Origin of the sequence: Citrobacter amalonaticus, assembly GCF_002918555.1 — a bacterium.
Taxonomy (GTDB): domain Bacteria; phylum Pseudomonadota; class Gammaproteobacteria; order Enterobacterales; family Enterobacteriaceae; genus Citrobacter_C; species Citrobacter_C amalonaticus_A.
Map to the genome: position 1 here is coordinate 79,464 of NZ_PQMB01000004.1, position 16,115 is coordinate 95,578.

At 55.1% G+C, this 16,115-nt stretch carries 11 protein-coding genes; 6 read left to right on the plus strand and 5 right to left on the minus strand.

Going from position 1 to position 16,115, the window contains the following annotated elements:
- Positions 1-141: 141 nt before the first annotated feature.
- The gene (locus C3432_RS18165; protein ID WP_103777962.1) at positions 142-2,532 is read left to right on the plus strand and encodes a glucose/quinate/shikimate family membrane-bound PQQ-dependent dehydrogenase; all 2,391 of its coding nucleotides are present in this window, start codon (positions 142-144) and stop codon (positions 2,530-2,532) included.
- 83 nt (positions 2,533-2,615) lie between these two features.
- On the opposite strand, the gene cueO is transcribed toward C3432_RS18165, so the two are convergent.
- The gene (gene cueO, locus C3432_RS18170; RefSeq protein ID WP_103777963.1) at positions 2,616-4,181 is read right to left on the minus strand and encodes a multicopper oxidase CueO; all 1,566 of its coding nucleotides are present in this window, start codon (positions 4,179-4,181) and stop codon (positions 2,616-2,618) included.
- A 176-nt stretch (positions 4,182-4,357) separates the two neighbouring features.
- Here cueO and C3432_RS18175 point away from each other — a divergent pair, with 176 nt between their 5' ends.
- The 3 genes from C3432_RS18175 to speD all read left to right on the plus strand — a co-directional run bounded on the left by C3432_RS18175 (position 4,358) and on the right by speD (position 6,606).
- Entirely contained in the window at positions 4,358-4,705 is a 348-nt protein-coding gene (locus C3432_RS18175) for a YacC family pilotin-like protein (RefSeq protein ID WP_103777964.1), read from the plus strand.
- A 224-nt stretch (positions 4,706-4,929) separates the two neighbouring features.
- Complete coding sequence (speE, locus tag C3432_RS18180) at positions 4,930-5,796, plus strand: polyamine aminopropyltransferase (RefSeq protein ID WP_103777965.1); 867 nt, start codon at positions 4,930-4,932, stop codon at positions 5,794-5,796.
- Positions 5,797-5,811: 15 nt separating this feature from the next.
- Positions 5,812-6,606, plus strand: a complete 795-nt coding sequence (speD, locus tag C3432_RS18185) for an adenosylmethionine decarboxylase (RefSeq protein ID WP_103777966.1) — start codon at positions 5,812-5,814, stop codon at positions 6,604-6,606.
- A gap of 33 nt (positions 6,607-6,639) precedes the next feature.
- On the opposite strand, the gene yacL is transcribed toward speD, so the two are convergent.
- Together yacL and acnB are read right to left on the minus strand one after the other, a co-directional pair.
- Positions 6,640-7,002 (minus strand): protein YacL, encoded by a 363-nt coding sequence (yacL, locus tag C3432_RS18190; protein ID WP_103777967.1) that lies wholly within the window; start codon positions 7,000-7,002, stop codon positions 6,640-6,642.
- A 174-nt stretch (positions 7,003-7,176) separates the two neighbouring features.
- Positions 7,177-9,774 (minus strand): bifunctional aconitate hydratase 2/2-methylisocitrate dehydratase, encoded by a 2,598-nt coding sequence (gene acnB / locus C3432_RS18195; RefSeq protein ID WP_103777968.1) that lies wholly within the window; start codon positions 9,772-9,774, stop codon positions 7,177-7,179.
- Between the two features lie 391 nt (positions 9,775-10,165).
- Between acnB and C3432_RS18205 the strand changes: the two genes are divergently transcribed.
- The gene (locus C3432_RS18205) at positions 10,166-11,752 is read left to right on the plus strand and encodes a DUF3300 domain-containing protein (protein WP_103777969.1); all 1,587 of its coding nucleotides are present in this window, start codon (positions 10,166-10,168) and stop codon (positions 11,750-11,752) included.
- 9 nt (positions 11,753-11,761) lie between these two features.
- Positions 11,762-12,559 carry a DUF2950 family protein gene (locus C3432_RS18210; RefSeq protein ID WP_103777970.1) on the plus strand — a complete coding sequence of 266 codons (798 nt, stop codon included), beginning with the start codon at positions 11,762-11,764 and terminating at the stop codon, positions 12,557-12,559.
- 51 nt (positions 12,560-12,610) lie between these two features.
- Here the strand turns inward: C3432_RS18210 and lpdA are convergent, their stop codons facing one another.
- Entirely contained in the window at positions 12,611-14,035 is a 1,425-nt protein-coding gene (gene lpdA / locus C3432_RS18215; RefSeq protein ID WP_103777971.1) for a dihydrolipoyl dehydrogenase, read from the minus strand.
- Positions 14,036-14,210: 175 nt separating this feature from the next.
- Positions 14,211-16,109, minus strand: coding sequence for a pyruvate dehydrogenase complex dihydrolipoyllysine-residue acetyltransferase (aceF, locus tag C3432_RS18220; protein ID WP_103777972.1), 1,899 nt, complete (start codon positions 16,107-16,109; stop codon positions 14,211-14,213).
- Positions 16,110-16,115 lie beyond the last annotated feature (6 nt).

Here is a 16,115-nt window from a genome sequence, read left to right on the forward strand (position 1 = left end):
GCGCAAGGCACGCAGTATATCAGCAAAAGTATTTATTCGCGGCATCTGTTGATAAAGCTCATTTTGTGATTACGATCACACATGTTAAATCCTATAATTAATTGCTACTAAAAAATTAACAAATTGAGATGGTACCTTTTTATGGCAAATAACAACGTAACAGCGCCACGACTTCTCGTGACGCTGACGGCCCTCTTCGCAGCACTCTGCGGACTGTATCTTCTGATCGGCGGAGGCTGGCTGGTCGCTGTCGGCGGCTCCTGGTATTACCCGATTGCCGGTCTGGTGATGCTGGCCGTCGCGGTATTACTCTGGCGCAGCAAGCGATCCGCGCTATGGCTGTATGCCGCCCTGCTTCTGGCGACGATGATCTGGGGCGTGTGGGAAGTCGGCTTCGACTTCTGGGCATTGACGCCGCGCAGTGACATCCTGGTCTTCTTCGGCATTTGGCTGATCCTGCCTTTCGTCTGGCACCGTCTGGTTATCCCTTCCGGCGGTGCGGTGGCGGCTCTGGTGGTTGCCCTGCTGATAAGCGGCGGGATCCTGACCTGGGCTGGCTTTAACGACCCACAGGAGATTAACGGCACGCTCAGCGCGGACTCTACCCCAGCTGAAGCCATTTCAACGGTTGCCGACCAGGACTGGCCCGCATATGGCCGTAATCAGGAAGGCCAGCGCTACTCTCCGCTAAAGCAGATTAACGCAGAGAACGTCCACAACCTGAAAGAAGCCTGGGTGTTCCGTACCGGCGATCTTAAACAGCCAAACGATCCGGGCGAAATCACCAACGAAGTGACGCCGATTAAAGTCGGCAACATGCTGTATCTGTGTACCGCTCACCAGCGCCTGTTCGCCCTGGATGCGGCAACCGGTAAAGAGAAGTGGCATTTCGACCCGCAGCTGAATACGGATACCCGCTTCCAGCACGTCACCTGCCGCGGCGTTTCATATCATGAAGCCAAAGCCGACACCGCCTCACCGGATGTGGTTGCTGACTGTCCGCGCCGAATCATCCTGCCGGTGAACGATGGCCGCCTGTTTGCCATTAATGCCGAAACCGGCAAGCTGTGCGAAACCTTCGCCAACAAAGGCATTCTGAATCTGCAAACCAATATGCCCGATACCACGCCGGGTCTGTATGAACCGACTTCTCCCCCCATCATCACCGATAAAACCATCGTGATTGCGGGTTCGGTAACGGATAACTTCTCCACCCGTGAAACCTCGGGTGTTATCCGTGGCTTCGACGTAAATACCGGTAAGCTGCAGTGGGCGTTCGACCCGGGCGCGAAAGATCCAAACGCGATCCCATCGGATGAACACACCTTTACCTTTAACTCGCCAAACTCCTGGGCACCCGCCGCGTATGACGCGAAGCTGGATCTGGTCTACCTGCCGATGGGCGTCACCACCCCGGATATCTGGGGCGGTAACCGCACGCCGGAACAGGAGCGTTACGCGAGCGCAATCGTGGCGCTGAATGCCACCACCGGTAAGCTTGCCTGGAGTTATCAGACCGTTCACCACGATCTGTGGGATATGGATATGCCGTCCCAGCCGACGCTGGCGGACATTACCGTTAACGGCAAAACCGTGCCGGTGATTTACGCTCCGGCGAAGACCGGCAATATCTTCGTGCTGGATCGCAGCAACGGTAAGCTGGTCGTCCCTGCGCCGGAAAAACCGGTTCCGCAGGGTGCAGCCAAAGGCGACTACGTTTCCAAAACGCAGCCGTTCTCTGACCTGAGCTTCCGTCCGAAAAAAGACCTCAGCGGCGCAGACATGTGGGGGGCCACCATGTTCGACCAGCTGGTGTGCCGCGTGATGTTCCATCAGCTACGCTATGAAGGCATCTTCACGCCGCCGTCTGAGCAGGGCACGCTGGTATTCCCTGGCAACCTCGGTATGTTCGAATGGGGCGGTATCTCCGTTGATCCAAATCGCCAGGTCGCCATTGCCAACCCAATGGCGCTGCCGTTCGTCTCTAAGCTGATCCCGCGCGGCCCCGGTAACCCGATGGAACCGCCGAAAGATGCCAAAGGGACAGGGACTGAATCCGGGATCCAGCCGCAGTACGGCGTACCGTTTGGCGTGACCCTGAACCCGTTCCTGTCACCGTTTGGTCTGCCGTGTAAACAGCCGGCCTGGGGTTATATCTCCGCGCTGGATCTGAAAACCAATGAAGTGGTGTGGAAAAAACGCATTGGTACCCCGCAGGACAGCATGCCGTTCCCGATGCCGGTTCCGGTACCGTTTAATATGGGTATGCCGATGCTGGGTGGCCCAATCTCTACTGCGGGTAACGTGCTGTTCATCGCGGCGACAGCAGATAACTACCTGCGCGCGTACAACATGAGCAACGGTGAAAAACTGTGGCAGGGCCGTTTACCGGCAGGTGGTCAGGCCACGCCGATGACCTATGAGGTGAATGGCAAGCAGTATGTGGTGATCTCTGCGGGTGGTCACGGTTCGTTTGGGACGAAGATGGGCGACTATATTGTCGCGTACGCGCTGCCGGACGAAGCGAAGTAACGTAGTGTGCCCGGTGGCGTTGCCGCTTACCGGGCCTGCGGAGTCGATACAGGCCGGACAGGCGACAACGCCATCCGGCATTTTTATACGGTAAATCCGAGCATCATGCCGGTATCTTCATGTTCCAGCAGGTGGCAGTGCGCCATATAAGCATGTTCTTTTGGCGCATCGTGGTCGAACTTCACCAGGACTTCGCTCACGCCGCCCTCAACGCGCACCGTATCCTTCCAGCCTGCGCGATGTACCGCGGGTGCTTTGCCGTTTTCCGACAAAATGCGAAATTGCGTGCCATGAATATGGAACGGATGCAGCATCATGTCACCTACCCCGGAGATAACCCAGCGCTCATATTGCCCTTTCGCGGCGGCAAACATCGGCTTATTCATATCGAACGCCTGGCCGTTGATCTTATTGGCGCTGTGGAAATCAAATTTCCCGCTGTGGTTCATATGGCCCATGTTGCCATGATCCCTCTTACCGTTGCCCATATGCCCCATCATTTGTCCGTGATCCATTCCCGACATCGCCTGGTTGCCATACTTCTGCATCAACATCTGCATCCCCATCATGTCAAGCATCGGATCCATCGACAGCTGAAGCTGGCGTACCGTCAAACCCTCAAGCGAAGGCAAGACGGGCATGGCTGTCAGCGTATCGGGTAGCGTTCCGGAAGCATTCACGATCACCGGCTGGATACGCATAACCGGGTGCGGTTTATCAAACGGCGCAATGGCCATTCCCATCTGGCTGACCGGTAGCGTCATCAGGTCGAACGGTTTTGCATCACTGACATCCACCAGCACCTCAAAACGTTCCCCCATCAATACCGGCAATTCACTCACTTTAACCGGCTCCGGCAACAGGCCACCGTCGCTGGCAATAACATACAGCGGCCGATTATCGCTGGTGGCAAAATTTAACGACCGCGCGTTACACCCGTTGAGCAAACGCAGGCGCAGCCAGCCACGCGGGGCGGCATGCTGCGGATAAATTGCGCCGTTCGTCAGCAGGGTATCGCCAAACCAGCCCACCGCTGCGGTCATCATATCCAGCTGATAATCAATTTGTCCGGCGGCGTTGAACTGTTTGTCCTGCACGATCACCGGCACATCATCGATCCCCCACTGTTTTGGCAACAGCAGCTTGTGGATATCTTCGTCTTCAACGATCGCCAGCCCGGCTAACCCCATCGCCACCTGACGGCCTGTTTTTCCGTGCTGATGGGGATGAAACCAGCAGGTTGCCGCGCGTTGTTCAGGGGTAAAAGTCACGGTCCGCGTTCCGCCTGCCGGGATGATCCCCTGCGGGCCGCCATCAACCTCTCCGGGAATTTCCAGCCCATGCCAGTGCAACGTCGTCTCTTCGGCAAGCTGGTTATGAATATTAACCGTGACCGCCTGGCCCTTTTGCAGCTTCAGCGCAGGCCCGAGCAGATTGCCGTTATAACCCCAGGTTGTCGCACTCTTCCCGGCAAAGATCGATTGACCGGCTTTGATAATCAGCGATATGTGGTTATGTGCATCGCGAGTCAGGAGATCGGGAATGGGTAACGCAGGGCGCTCGGCGGCAAATGCTGCCCGACTCCACAACGGAAGCGCCGATACAGCCCCAAGCGCCACGGAATATTTTAAGAAATCACGGCGTTGCATTTTTATTTCCTTATTCTCAACAGGCAGGACACAGCCTGAAACTTGAGCATAGACCCTCCCCTTACGGGAAGGTCAAGTTTACCACTCAGAATAATCACCACGGCTTTACGAATAATGTTCGTCGCCTCGCTCACAGTGTGCTAACGTTTACTTTCCACGATGCACTGGTAGAAGCAATGAAGACGTTTTTCAGAACAGTTTTATTCGGCAGCCTGATGGCTGTTTGCGCCAACAGCTATGCGCTTAGCGAATCTGAAGCCGAAGATATGGCTGACTTAACGGCAGTTTTTGTTTATCTGAAAAATGACTGCGGCTATCAGAATTTACCCAACGGGCAAATTCGCCGCGCCCTGGTCTTCTTTGCCCAGCAAAACCAGTGGGATCTGAGCAACTACGACACCTTCGATATGAAATCCCTTGGTGAAGACAGCTACCGCGACCTGAGCGGTATCGGTATTCCCGTCGCGAAAAAATGTAAAGCACTGGCGCGCGATTCGCTGAGCCTGCTGGCCTACGTTAAATAACCTCCGCTCAGTGCTCTAAATCATTCAAGTTGCAGGACAACGCGGCGGCGTCGTTTTGCGCCGCGCCTGCGCCGTCCGAAGGCCGGGTCAAAAAGCCCATCGTACATGCAGCATGAAGAATGACGAGCCTATATTGCTGAAATATTGACCGTGCATCCCCGGTCATTGTTAGCTATGATGTTGCGCCCTTTTTTTACAGGTGTTAACAATGGAGGTATCAACCCATGGCCGAAAATCCCCAGTGGCATGAAACGCTACACGACCAGTTTGGGCAGTACTTTGCGGTAGACAACGTCCTGTATCACCAGAAAACCGATCACCAGGATCTGATCATTTTTGAGAACGCCGCGTTTGGTCGCGTAATGGCGCTGGACGGCGTCGTACAGACCACCGAGCGCGATGAGTTTATCTACCATGAGATGATGACCCACGTTCCGCTGCTGGCCCACGGTCACGCGAAGCATGTGCTGATCATCGGCGGTGGCGATGGCGCGATGCTGCGCGAAGTCACGCGGCACAAAAATGTCGAAACCATCACCATGGTGGAGATTGATGCAGGCGTGGTCTCTTTCTGCCGTCAGTATCTGCCGAATCACAATGCTGGCAGCTATGACGACCCGCGTTTTAATCTGGTGATCGACGACGGCGTGAATTTTGTTAATCAAACCAGCCAGACCTTTGACGTGATCATCTCCGACTGCACCGATCCGATCGGTCCCGGTGAAAGCCTGTTCACCTCTGCCTTCTATGAAGGTTGTAAACGTTGTCTGAACCCTGGCGGGGTTTTTGTCGCCCAGAACGGCGTCTGCTTCCTGCAACAGGATGAAGCGCTTGACAGCCAGCGTAAGCTCAGCCCTTACTTTGGCGACGTGAGTTTCTATCAGGCGGCGATCCCAACCTACTACGGCGGGATCATGACCTTCGCGTGGGCAACCGATAATGAAGCGCTGCGCCACCTGTCGACCGAGATTATTCAGGCGCGTTTTCACGCCTCCGGCCTGAAATGCCGCTATTACAATCCGGCGATTCACACGGCAGCGTTTGCCTTACCTCAGTATCTGCAAGACGCGCTGGCAGCCCGGTCGTCCTAAGGAGAAGATAAAAAATTGAAAAAACTGAAACTGCATGGCTTTAACAACCTGACCAAAAGTCTGAGCTTCTGTATTTACGATATCTGCTATGCCAAAACGGCCGAAGAGCGCGATGGCTATATTGCGTATATTGACGAACTCTACAACGCCAACCGTCTGACCGAGATCCTGTCAGAAACCTGCTCTATCATCGGGGCCAATATCCTGAACATCGCCCGTCAGGATTACGAACCGCAGGGTGCCAGCGTCACCATTTTAGTGAGCGAAGAACCGGTCGATCCTAAACTTATCGACACCACAGAACACCCCGGCCCGCTGCCGGAAGCGGTTGTCGCCCACCTCGATAAGAGCCATATCTGCGTCCATACCTATCCGGAGAGCCACCCGGAAGGCGGACTTTGCACCTTCCGCGCCGATATTGAAGTTTCAACCTGCGGCGTGATTTCGCCGCTGAAGGCGCTGAACTACCTGATTCACCAGTTAGAATCCGATATCGTGACCATTGATTACCGCGTGCGTGGATTTACTCGCGACATCAACGGGATGAAGCACTTTATCGATCACGAAATTAACTCTATTCAGAACTTTATGTCCGAGGATATGAAGGCGCTGTACGACATGGTGGACGTGAACGTCTATCAGGAAAATATCTTTCATACCAAAATGTTGCTGAAAGAATTCGACCTGAAGCACTACATGTTCCACACCAGGCCGGAAGACCTGACGGAAACGGAGCGCAAAGAGATTACCGCTGCGCTGTGGAAAGAGATGCGCGAGATTTACTACGGCCGCAATATTCCGGCCGTGTAAGCGTAACGGCGGAGCACGGAGGCTCCGCCCGGATTAACGTTGCTGGACGAACTCACGGTAAGCCGCCACGACCTGAAGAAAATCCTCGACGCCGCACAGCGACAGGCTCTCCTCATCGTAATAGTTCATTCCCTCTTCCATTTCATCGCCGCTAAACTCCAGCTGGTTGGCACGAACCATCACCTCTTCGCCATCCATCCAGAGCGTGTATTCATGCCCCGCCCGTTGCCAGGAACGTTCACTGCCTTTAACCGTCAGCGCCGCCTGTTCCACTTCATCGAGCAAGGCCAGGTTTTCTTTCACTTCTTCATTAAACCAGTGCCCCACCACTTCGTGGCCCATGGACATGCGCACCTTTACGACTCCGGTCACATCGCGCAGAAATTCGTAATCCATAATGTGTTCCTCTGCTCCCGGCAATGCGCCAATACCGCATTGCGCCTTGCTGTAATTATCGCAGCCTGGGCGCAGAAAAAAAGCGGAGCGGGTGTAAGGAATAGAAATAAAAATGCCCGATAACGCAAGGTTCATCGGGCATTGATGCATTTTTACGCAAAATGCGTCAGGACATTACACCGCCGTCTGGAAAATCACGCCGTCTGCTTTTTCAGTGTACTGAGAAAGCTGGTCGAAGTTCAGATAACGGTAGGTATCCACTGCGGTTTTATCCACCTGCGCCACATAGGTCTGATACTCTTCCGGCGTCGGCAGTTTACCAATCAGCGCCGCAACCGCCGCCAGCTCCGCAGAAGCCAGATAGACGTTTGCCCCGGTACCTAAACGGTTCGGGAAATTACGGGTGGAGGTGGATACCACTGTTGCACCGTCCGCCACGCGCGCCTGGTTCCCCATGCACAGGGAGCAGCCTGGAATTTCAATACGCGCACCGCTCTTACCAAAGACGCTGTAGTAGCCCTCTTCGGTCAGCTGTGCCGCATCCATCCGGGTTGGCGGCGCCACCCACAGACGGGTCGGCAACTGGCCTTTATGCGCATCCAGCAGTTTACCCGCCGCACGGAAGTGGCCGATGTTGGTCATGCAGGAGCCAATGAATACTTCATCGATTTTTTCGCCCTGCACGTCAGACAGCAGACGTGCGTCGTCCGGATCGTTCGGCGCGCAGAGGATGGGCTCTTTGATATCCGCCAGATCGATGTCGATCACCGCGGCATATTCTGCATCCGCATCGCCTTCCAGCAGTTCAGGTTCCGCCAGCCATTTTTCCATCCCCTGAATACGACGTTCCAGCGTACGACGATCGCCATAGCCTTCCGCGATCATCCACTTCAGCAGCACGATGTTGGAATTCAGGTATTCAATGATTGGCTCTTTGTTCAGCTTGATGGTACAACCCGCCGCAGAACGCTCTGCGGAGGCATCGGTCAGCTCAAATGCCTGCTCCACTTTCAGATCCGGCAGGCCTTCAATTTCCAGAATGCGGCCAGAGAAGATGTTTTTCTTACCTTTCTTCTCAACGGTCAGCAGCCCCTGTTTGATGGCGTACAGCGGAATGGCGTGAACCAGATCGCGCAGGGTGATGCCTGGCTGCATTTTGCCTTTGAAACGCACCAGAACGGACTCCGGCATATCCAGCGGCATCACGCCGGTCGCAGCAGCAAACGCCACCAGACCTGAACCCGCCGGGAAGGAGATACCGATAGGGAAACGGGTATGGGAGTCACCGCCGGTACCCACGGTATCCGGCAGCAGCATACGGTTCAGCCAGGAGTGGATCACGCCGTCGCCCGGACGCAGAGACACACCGCCGCGATTCATAATGAAGTCCGGCAGCGTGTGGTGCGTCTTGACGTCAACCGGCTTCGGATAGGCTGCGGTATGGCAGAAGGACTGCATCACCAGATCGGAAGAGAAGCCCAGACAGGCCAGGTCTTTCAGCTCATCACGAGTCATTGGACCGGTGGTATCCTGAGAGCCGACGGAGGTCATCTTCGGCTCGCAGTAAGCGCCCGGACGGACACCGGCGACGCCGCACGCACGGCCCACCATCTTCTGCGCCAGAGAATAACCACGGCTGCTTTCCGCCACATCTTTCGCCTGACGGAATACCTCGCTGTGCGGCAGACCCAGCGCGTCACGCGCTTTGGTGGTCAGGCCACGACCGATGATCAGCGGAATACGGCCACCGGCACGCACTTCGTCAATCAGCACGTCGGTTTTCAGTTCGAAGCTGGCCAGCAGTTCGTTGGTTTCATGGTTACGCACTTCACCTTTGTACGGGTAAACATCAATCACGTCGCCCATATTCAGGTTGTTCACATCCACTTCAATGGGCAGTGCGCCCGCATCTTCCATAGTGTTAAAGAAGATAGGGGCAATTTTTCCACCCAGACACAGGCCGCCGCCGCGCTTGTTCGGCACATGGGGGATATCATCGCCCATAAACCACAGCACCGAGTTGGTGGCGGATTTACGCGAAGAACCGGTTCCGACCACGTCACCGACGTAAGCCAGAGGAAAGCCTTTTTTCGCTAACGCTTCAATCTGTTTGATCGGGCCGACCACGCCAGGCTGATCCGGTTCAATACCTTCACGGGCGTTTTTCAGCATGGCCTGGGCGTGCAGCGGGATATCCGGGCGAGACCAGGCATCCGGGGCCGGAGAGAGGTCATCGGTGTTGGTCTCACCGGTCACCTTGAAGACGGTGACGGTGATTTTTTCCGCCAGCGCAGGACGGTTCAGGAACCATTCGGCATCGGCCCAGGACTGCATAACCTGCTTCGCGTAGACGTTGCCCGCTTTGGCTTTTTCTTCCACATCGTAGAAGTTATCAAACATCAGCAGCGTAGAAGAGAGCGCTTTCGCGGCAATCGGTGCCAGCGTGTCGTTATCCAGCGCGTCAATCAGCGGATGAATGTTGTAACCACCCTGCATGGTGCCGAGCAGTTCAATGGCTTTTTCAGGAGTAACCAGTGGGGAGGTTGCTTCGCCTTTGGCAATGGCAGCAAGGAATCCGGCTTTTACGTAGGCAGCTTCATCTACGCCAGGCGGTACACGGTTGATCAACAGGTCTAACAGGAATTCTTCTTCGCCCGCAGGCGGGTTCTTCAGCAGCTCGACGAGCGCGGCCATTTGGGTTGCATCCAGGGGCCTGGGCACAATCCCTTCGGCGGCACGTTCAGCTACGTGCTTACGGTATTCTTCTAGCACGACGGTTCTCCTCGCTCTCATTGTCATAGTGCGGCAGGCGATTCTCTTCACGCTCCTGTGAGACAGCAGTTTGTAGGGTAAATGCCCGATACCGCAATGGGCAGAATAACAGGATTTTAGTGGGGTGTTAATCTGTTTACAAAAAAGCAACATAAAAAAAGTGGCTGAATCGTTAAGGATAGTCTAATGCCCTTTTACCTTTAAGAAAGAGGTGAATTTATTCCAGTAACGTTTAGTCACATTATTTCACAGGTGAATAGTCAAGGGGCGGTACCACAATCCCAAGATTCGTCAAAAATTAAACTATCGTCCCTTTATACTCACGCATCACTGCACCTGCGGGTGGCAGCTCTTCGACCATAGCGATTTCCAGGAAATCGGGAGTAAGAAAATGACGTTGCCTTTTAAACCCCATGTGCTTGCGCTTGTCTGCTGCGCCGGGTTACTTGCTGCTTCTGGAGTGTTGTATGTTAAAAGTCGTACTCCTGAAGCCCCGGTTCAACCGGTACCTGCTGCCGTAACGCCTCAGGAACCCGCCACAGCGACAGCCCCCGCGCTCCCCTCCACCTTTACCACTGCCCAAATCGATCGTTGGGTGGCGCCGATTGCGCTTTATCCTGATTCGCTGCTGTCTCAGGTACTGATGGCATCCACCTATCCGGCTAACGTTGTCCAGGCGGTACAGTGGTCGCACGATAATCCCACGCTCCAGGGTGACAAGGCGATTCAGGCCGCGTCCGGTCAGCCGTGGGATCCGAGCGTGAAATCGCTGGTGGCCTTTCCCCAACTGATGGCGCTGCTGGGAGAGGATCCGGAGTGGGTGCAAAATCTTGGCGATGCGTTTCTGGCGCAACCGCAAGATGTGATGGATTCCGTACAGCGTTTGCGCCTGCTGGCCCAGCAGACCGGCACGCTGAAATCCACGCCGCAGCAGACGGTGAGTAACGAACCCATAACCCCGGGAAAAGAGGCGCCAGCGAAATCCACGTCAACGACCACCGTCGTTACGCCGCCAGCCCCCGCCGCCACCATCATTAAAATTGAACCGGCCGACCCGCAGGTGGTCTATGTCCCGAGCTACAATCCGACGGTCGTCTACGGCGCCTGGCCCAATACGGCATATCCGCCGGTCTATCTGCCGCCGCCTCCGGGGCAGCAGTTCGTCAGCAGTTTCGCCAATGGCTTAGGGTTTAGCCTGGGTGTCGCAACCACCTACGCGCTGTTCAGCAACATTGACTGGGATGATGACGATCACCACCACCATTATGATAATGATGGCTACAACCGTAATGGCGATAATATCAATATTCACGTTAACAATTTCAACCGGATAAGCGGTCAATCCCTGGCCGGCAACAATATCCGCTGGCAGCATAATCCGGCGTATCGCAACAATGTCCCCTATCGCAACGAAGCTATCGCCCGGCAGTATCATCGCACCAATGTGGCTAATGGTTTAAGCGCTACGCAGCGGGCCGCCGTGACCGACGAACAGCGGCAGGCGGCGCGAAATACGCTACAGCAGAGGACGGGTAAATCATTAAACCCGCCGTCAGCCTTATCCTCATCCTCGCGGGATACGCAGCGCAAAGCCGCCGCCAGTCAGTTGCAGCAGATCGCCCGCCGGGACAGCTATCGCGGTTACGATACCAATAGCACCACTACCCGCCGTGATGCGGCTAAAACGCAGTTTCAGCAGCGGCTAAGCAGCCCCCCGCCGGAGCAGCGCCAGCAGCGACAGGAAAACGCCCGTCAGCGGGTGGCCTCAACGCCGCCGGAACAGCGCCAGCAACGGCAGGAAAACGTCCGTCAGCGGGTGAGTTCGTCCCGTGCCAGCGCGTTGAGCGGCAATGACAGCCGTTCTCCTGACTGGCAGGTGCAGCAACGGCGTGGAAGCGAAAGCCGCCAGCGGAGCCACATCAGTTCCGGGCAACGTTCCGCTCTCAACGAACGCATTTCAGATCGTCGTAACCGGTAAGGTGAAAAGATGAAAAAGTTGACTCTCTTCAGTGCGCTGGCGCTACTGACACTCCCTCTTCTGGCGCAGGCTCAGCAGCAGTTCAGCACGCCCGATCGGGCTGCTGATGCCCTGGTGAATGCCGTTACCACGCACGATGAAGCCAAACTGAGCGAGCTTTTGGGCGATAACTGGCGGGAATATTTCCCACCGGAAGGTGCCGATCCGCAGGCCGTCGCACGCTTTTTGCGCGACTGGAAAATCAGTCACCGCATTGTGCAACAGGGCAATATGGCCCATCTGAACGTCGGGCAGGAAAGCTGGCAGCTTCCTGTTCCGCTCATCAAAACGGATGCCGGCTGGCGTTTTGATATGGCCGCTGCGGAAGATGAAATTCTGACCCGCGCCATTGGTCGCAATGAACTGGCAGCCATTGAAGCGATGCATGCTTATATTGATGCCCAGCAGGATTACTACGCCCTGAACCACGCTTACGCGCAGAAGTTCATCAGCAGCGACGGTAAAAAAGACGGCCTCTACTGGCCGACTGCGCCAGGTGAAGCGCCCAGTCCGTTAGGACCGGCATTCAGCCCTGCCGCACCGGGCATGGGTTATCATGGCTATCATTTCCGCATGATCGCCAACAAAGATGAGAAAGGCTTCGCCCTGCTCGCCTGGCCGGTAATGTGGGGGGAAACGGGCATCATGAGCTTTATGGTTAATCAGGACGATAAGGTGTATCAGGCGGATCTGGGGAAAGAGACCGGGACGAAAGTGACTGAGATAAATCATTTCAGTCACAATGCCCCCTGGAACCCGGTGGAATAGCAGACACAAAAAAGCGGCCGCTAAGCCGCTTTTCTTTCTTCACTCAGAAGATTACTTCTTCTTCGCTTTCGGGTTCGGCAGGTCGGTGATACTACCTTCGAACACTTCCGCCGCCAGGCCCACGGACTCATGCAGAGTCGGGTGAGCATGGATGGTCAGCGCGATGTCTTCCGCATCACAACCCATTTCGATCGCCAGACCGATTTCACCCAGCAGCTCGCCGCCGTTGGTACCGACAATCGCACCACCGATAACACGGTGAGATTCTTTGTCGAAAATCAGTTTAGTCATACCGTCTGCGCAGTCGGAAGCGATAGCACGACCAGAAGCAGCCCATGGGAAGGTGGCGGTTTCGTAGCTGATGCCTTTCTCTTTCGCTTCTTTCTCCGTCAGGCCAACCCATGCCACTTCTGGTTCAGTGTAGGCGATGGATGGGATAACTTTCGGATCGAAGTAGTGTTTCTTACCGGCGATAACTTCAGCGGCAACGTGACCTTCGTGAACACCTTTGTGCGCCAGCATCGGCTGACCGACGATATCGCCGATAGCAAAGATGTGCGGCACGTTGGTGCGCAGCTGTTTGTCAACGCGGATGAAGCCACGGTCATCAACTTCCACGCCAGCTTTGCCCGCGTCGAGGTTTTTGCCGTTCGGTACACGACCGATAGCCACCAGCACCGCATCGTAACGCTGAGCTTCAGCAGGCGCTTTTTTGCCTTCCATGGAAACGTAGATACCGTCTTCTTTCGCTTCAACGGCGGTCACTTTGGTTTCCAGCATCAGGTTGAATTTCTTGCTGATGCGTTTGGTAAAGACTTTAACCACGTCTTTATCGGCCGCCGGGATAACCTGGTCAAACATTTCAACCACGTCGATCTCTGACCCCAGCGCGTGGTACACGGTACCCATTTCCAGACCGATGATACCGCCGCCCATTACCAGCAGGCGCTTAGGAACAGTTTTCAGTTCCAGTGCATCGGTGGAATCCCACACGCGCGGATCTTCATGCGGAATGAATGGCAGTTCGATCGGACGGGAACCCGCCGCGATGATCGCGTTGTCAAAGTTGATCACGGTTTTGCCGTTTTCACCTTCAACTTCCAGGGTGTTCGCCCCGGTAAATTTACCCAGACCGTTAACCACTTTCACTTTACGGCCTTTGGCCATACCCGCCAGACCGCCGGTCAGTTGAGTGATAACTTTTTCTTTCCAGGTACGAATCTTGTCGATATCGGTTTTCGGCTCGCCAAAAACGATACCGTGTTCAGCCAGCGCTTTGGCTTCTTCGATAACTTTTGCTACGTGCAGCAGCGCTTTAGAAGGGATACAGCCGACGTTCAGACAAACACCGCCGAGGGTGTTGTAACGTTCTACGATGACGGTCTCCAGACCTAAATCTGCGCAACGGAAGGCAGCAGAGTAACCTGCAGGGCCTGCCCCAAGTACCACGACCTGAGTTTTGATTTCAGTGCTCATCATGACCTCTTAATTTATACCCGTCGTCCACCGGGTCGTTCTATCCGCTCGTATTTTACAAAATTGTTAACAATTTTGAAACAACAAACGGCAACCGATTTGTCTTTCGCACAATAACCTCACTGACTTCATGAGATTACCAGAAAAAAGCCGGCCGTCAGGCCGGCTTTTTCGCTTACATCACCAGGCGGCGAATGTCAGACAGCATGTTGTTGATGATGGTGATAAAGCGCGCACCATCAGCACCGTCGATTACGCGGTGGTCGAAGGAGAGCGAAATCGGCATCATCAGACGCGGCATAAACTCTTTACCGTTCCACACTGGCTCCATAGAGGACTTGGAGACACCGAGGATAGCCACTTCCGGCGCGTTCACAATCGGCGCGAAGTGGGTCGTGCCCAGGCCACCGATGCTGGAGATGGTGAAGCAACCGCCCTGCATTTCGCCAGCGGTCAGCTTGCCATCACGCGCTTTCTTGGAGATGGTGGTCAGTTCACGAGACAGCTCGGTAATGCTCTTCTTGTTCACGTCTTTGAAGACCGGAACAACCAGACCATTCGGCGTATCTACCGCAACACCGATGTTGATGTATTTTTTCAGGGTCAGACGCTGACCGTCTTCAGACAGAGAGCTGTTGAAGCGCGGCATCTGTTCCAGAGCGGCGGCAACGGCTTTCATGATGAAGACCACTGGCGTGAATTTCACGTCCAGTTTACGTTTCTCAGCTTCGGCATTCTGCTGTTTACGGAACGCTTCCAGATCGGTGATATCGGTCTTGTCGAAGTGCGTAACGTGCGGGATCATCACCCAGTTACGGCTCAGGTTAGCACCAGAGATTTTCTGGATACGGCCCAGCTCCACTTCTTCGATTTCACCAAACTTGCTGAAGTCCACTTTCGGCCAGGGCAGCATGCCCGGAATACCGCCACCTGCTGCTGCCGGAGCAGCTTCAGCACGCTTGATAGCGTCTTTCACGTAAGCCTGAACGTCTTCACGCAGGATACGACCTTTACGACCAGAACCTTTCACTTTCGCCAGGTTCACACCGAACTCGCGCGCCAGGCGACGAATTAGCGGCGTTGCATGAACGTAAGCGTCGTTCTCAGCGAACTCAGATTTACTTTCCGCTTTTGCGGCCGGAGCTGCGGCTGGTTTAGCAGCCTGAGCCGGTGCAGCTGCAGAGGCTGGAGCAGCCGCGGCAGCTGGAGCGGCAGCAGGTGCTGCGCCTTCCACTTCGAAGATCATAATCAGAGAACCGGTTTTGACTTTGTCGCCGGTGCTGATTTTGATTTCTTTTACGGTGCCCGCGAACGGTGCCGGAACTTCCATAGAAGCCTTGTCGCCTTCAACGGTAATCAGTGACTGTTCAGCGGCAACTTTATCGCCCACTTTAACCATCACTTCAGTGACTTCAACTTCGTCACCGCCGATATCCGGAACGTTAACCTCTTTCGAGCCAGAAGCTGCCGGAGCCGCCGCTGCTGCTGGAGCTGCCGCCTGAGCCGGTGCTGCAGCAGGCGCTGCGCCTGCAACTTCGAAGACCATAATCAGAGAACCGGTAGACACTTTGTCGCCCGTGTTGATTTTGATCTCTTTAACGGTGCCCGCAAATGGTGCCGGAACTTCCATAGACGCTTTGTCACCTTCGACGGTGATCAGGGACTGCTCAGCCGCAACGGTATCGCCTACTTTCACCAGAATTTCAGTAACTTCAACTTCGTCACCGCCGATATCAGGCACGTTAACGTCTTTCGCTGCCGCGGCTGCTGCTGGAGCAGCGGCTGCCGGGGCGGCTTCTTTCTTCTCTTCTGCCGGAGCAGGCGCAGCGGCTGCTGCACCATCGGCGGAATCGAAAATCATGATCAGTTTGCCGGTCTCAGTTTTGTCGCCAACAGAGACTTTGATCTCTTTAACGATACCTGCCTGAGGAGACGGAACTTCCATAGAGGCTTTGTCGCCTTCTACGGTGATCAGCGACTGTTCAGCTTCAACTTTGTCGCCTACTTTGACCAGGATCTCGGTGATTTCAACTTCATCAGCCCCGATGTCCGGTACATTGATTTCGATAGCCATTATTCT